At 48.5% G+C, this 3,309-nt stretch carries 4 protein-coding genes; all 4 read left to right on the top strand.

The features are described from left to right. The coding region (locus R3177_RS13990) for a GNAT family N-acetyltransferase (protein WP_318971630.1) at window positions 1-543 on the top strand (543 nt) is incomplete at its 5' end. Further along, the gene (locus R3177_RS13985) at window positions 543-1,877 is read left to right on the top strand and encodes an FAD-binding oxidoreductase (RefSeq protein ID WP_318971629.1); all 1,335 of its coding nucleotides are present in this window, start codon (window positions 543-545) and stop codon (window positions 1,875-1,877) included. The genes R3177_RS13990 and R3177_RS13985, both read left to right, overlap by 1 nt. 69 nt (window positions 1,878-1,946) lie before the next feature. Next, the gene (locus tag R3177_RS13980) at window positions 1,947-2,588 is read left to right on the top strand and encodes a LysE family translocator (RefSeq protein WP_318971628.1); all 642 of its coding nucleotides are present in this window, start codon (window positions 1,947-1,949) and stop codon (window positions 2,586-2,588) included. A 103-nt stretch (window positions 2,589-2,691) separates the two neighbouring features. Next, window positions 2,692-3,309, top strand: a 618-nt coding sequence (locus R3177_RS13975) for a rhodanese-related sulfurtransferase (RefSeq protein ID WP_318971627.1), incomplete at its 3' end; no start/stop codon positions are given.

Raw genomic sequence — 3,309 nt, 5'->3', positions numbered from 1 at the left:
GCACATTTTGCTGAAATCGTCGCACTGGCGAATCAGGTTCACGGAGATAATTACCTTGATCTGAAAAGCTTAACGCAATTATATCCCCGTGGTATTAAACATGGGATAAATGCTGGTTTTGTTGCCCTGGCTGATGAAAAGTTGGTCGGTTATCGTCTTAGCTATGCCGCTGGTCAGTGGTTATTAGATAAGTGGTGCTCCGTTGAGTTATGGCCGGTAGCGGCCGATAAAATGGCTTATTTTAAGTCCGTTGCGGTGGCGCCGGCCCTTCAGGGGCAGGGGCTGGGCCCGGCCTTGTTAAAGGCGTCGGTTTCAGCCCTGCAACAACAGGGCGCCGCAGCAGGCCTTGCGCATATCTGGCAGCAAAGTCCCAACAATGCCGCACAACGTTATTTTACGAAAGCTGGGGCGATTTTACTGCGGGTTCATCCAGATCGCTGGTTGCATTTAAGTGAGACAGCAAATTATATTTGTCCGCTTTGTGGTGATCGTTGTCATTGCTCAGCGGCAGAAATGGCACTGACTTTTGAGCCTGCCAGCTGATGTATGACCCATACCGTGATACCCGGCTAAGTAGTCATCAGGATAATATTGCCAGCTACTGGCAAGCGGTAACGCCTGAGCTCATACCGCTTCCGGCCCTTCGCCAGCATATTCATTGTGATAATCTGGTGATTGGCGCGGGTTATACCGGTCTTAACTGTGCTTATGAACTGGCCCACACGCATCAGCGCAGTGTGGTGCTGGTCGATGCCTTACAGCCCGGCTGGGGCTGCAGTGGGCGTAATGGTGGCTTTGTACTGCGAGGTACCGGCAGGCTGAGCCTCGGCCATCTGGCTGCAAAATTTGGTATGGATACTGCGCGGCTGTTTCATCAGGAATATGGTGAGGCTATAGCACGGGTTAATAAGCTGATTGAGACCGGTAACATAGCCTGTGAACCGCAAACCGGCGGCTACTATAAATTGGCCCATAAAGCCGGGCTGGCCAAAGGTTTGGCCCAACAGGCTGATTTTCTGCAACGTAATTTTGCTTATCCGGTTCAATATCTGGATAAATATCAGCTGCAACAACAGATAGTAAATCACCGGCAGGCAGATGCAGCTTTATCTTTTCCTGACTGCTATGGCGTCAACCCGTTAGCACTTGTTCAGGGCTATGCCAGAATGGCGGCAGCCGCTGGCGCCACGTTATATGGACAGACTCCGGTTATTAGTTTCAGACGCAGCTCAAACGGGTTTGAGGTTATGACACCACAGGCTTTGATTACTACAGGCAATCTGATTCTGGCTACAAATGCTTATACCGCTAAAGGGTTGTATCCCAGATTAAATAACAACTGCTTGCCGGTACTTAGCACGGTGATTGTCACAGAACCACTTAACAACAGGCAGTTACAGCAGCTTAACTGGCAGCAAAACAGTATTATGATGGACACCCGGACGCTTAAATACTATTACCGGTTGCTGCCTGATAACCGTATTTTATTCGGTGGCAGAGGTGCCATCAGTGGTAAAGATGCCGCTAATCCGTTGTACGCCCGCCGTTTGCTGGCAGCGTTAAAACAGTGTTTTAGCGGGCTTGAGCATCTTAACTATCAATTCCAGTGGAGCGGATGGGTTGGCGTATCATTTGACGATCTACCCAGAGTGTTTTCGCCAGAGCCGAATTTGTTTTATGCAGCAGGGTTTTGTGGCAGCGGTTTGTCGTTCAGCGCTCTGGCTGGTAAGCGTCTGGCACAGTTGGTTGTTGGCCAGACTTTGCCTGAGTTACCAATATACCAAACTGCGTTACCTGTTTTCCCGATGACCGCTTTGCGCCGTCAGGCTCAGCAGCTGTATTATCAGTGGGGACGTTTTAAAGACCATTTTTTATAGTGCAGCGAAGAGGCTGGCGTTCGCGTAGCAGCGTGCTTACAATAACCAATTTTGCTAGGCAGATTAACTATGTCGTTCTGGCCCGAATTTCTGATGATTGCCTCCGTTCACCTGCTTGCTGTCGCCAGCCCCGGCCCCGATTTCGCTATTGTATTGCGCTATGCAGTCAGATTTGGTCGCCGCGCTGCAATTTTTGCCAGTCTGGGGATTGGTCTGGCAATTTTATTGCATGTAACCTATTCCTTGGTAGGGATTGGGGTAATTATTAAAACCACCCCCTGGTTATTTCAGTTGCTGACCGTCCTGGCGGCGGGTTATCTGCTGTACCTGGCTCAGGGGGCACTGCGCGCTCAGGCCCCGTCTGCCGGGGATGCTGTTGCGTTAGAGCAACAAACCAGACCGGCGGGATTAAAAGCCTTTACTGCGGGCTTTATTACTAACGGCCTTAATCCTAAAGCCACACTGTTTTTCCTGTCGCTATTTGCCGTTATTATTTCAGCAGAAACGCCCTTCAGCTATAAAGTGATTTACGGTATTTATATGGCGCTGGCAACAGCATCCTGGTTTTGTTTGCTGTCTTTTTTACTGACAAACAGCAAAATAAGGGGCTTTTTGTTGTTAAAAGGTTACTGGTTCGACAGATTAATGGGGGTGCTGCTGCTTGCGTTGGCGGTAAAGTTACTGTTTAGCAGTTTTGTGGATGGCAGCTGATTAATCACGCTCTGGTCTTTGCCGCTGGCTACTGGACAGGTATAATGCCGGCCGTTGTTTATTTGCTCCGGATTTACGGTCCGGTTTTGCATGAGGTAATACTATGTACGTTGTTGCTGCTTTATATAAATTCGTCAATTTGCCGGATTATCAGGATTTACGCCAACCACTATATGATGTGATGGCGAGTAATGGGGTTAAAGGTACCTTATTACTGGCGGCGGAGGGCATTAACGGCACGATCTGTGGTCGCCGGGAAGGTATTGACGCTGTAAATCAGTGGTTTGCTGCCGAGCCACGCTTTGCCAATCTTAGTTATAAAGAATCATTTGCCGATGAGCCGGCGTTTTACCGGACTAAAGTAAAACTGAAAAATGAAATTGTCACTATGGGCGTTGAGGGTATTAATCCGTCACATATTGTCGGTACCTATGTAAAAGGCGAAGCCTGGAATCAGTTGATAAGCGACCCTGAAACGCTGCTGATAGACACCCGTAATGATTATGAGGTAGCAATCGGCACCTTTAAAAATGCAGTAAACCCGAATACCACTACTTTTCGTGAATTTCCGGCATGGGCGGCTGACAACCTGGATAAGAATAAACATAAGAAAGTGGCGATGTTTTGTACCGGTGGTATCCGCTGTGAAAAATCTACCGCTTTTTTAAAAGAGCAGGGTTTTCAAGAGGTTTATCATCTGGACGGCGGTATTTTAAAGTAT

It is taken from the genome of Arsukibacterium sp. (assembly GCF_033722355.1).
Taxonomy (GTDB): domain Bacteria; phylum Pseudomonadota; class Gammaproteobacteria; order Enterobacterales; family Alteromonadaceae; genus Alishewanella.
This window is presented reverse-complemented; position numbering and strand designations above follow the sequence as displayed.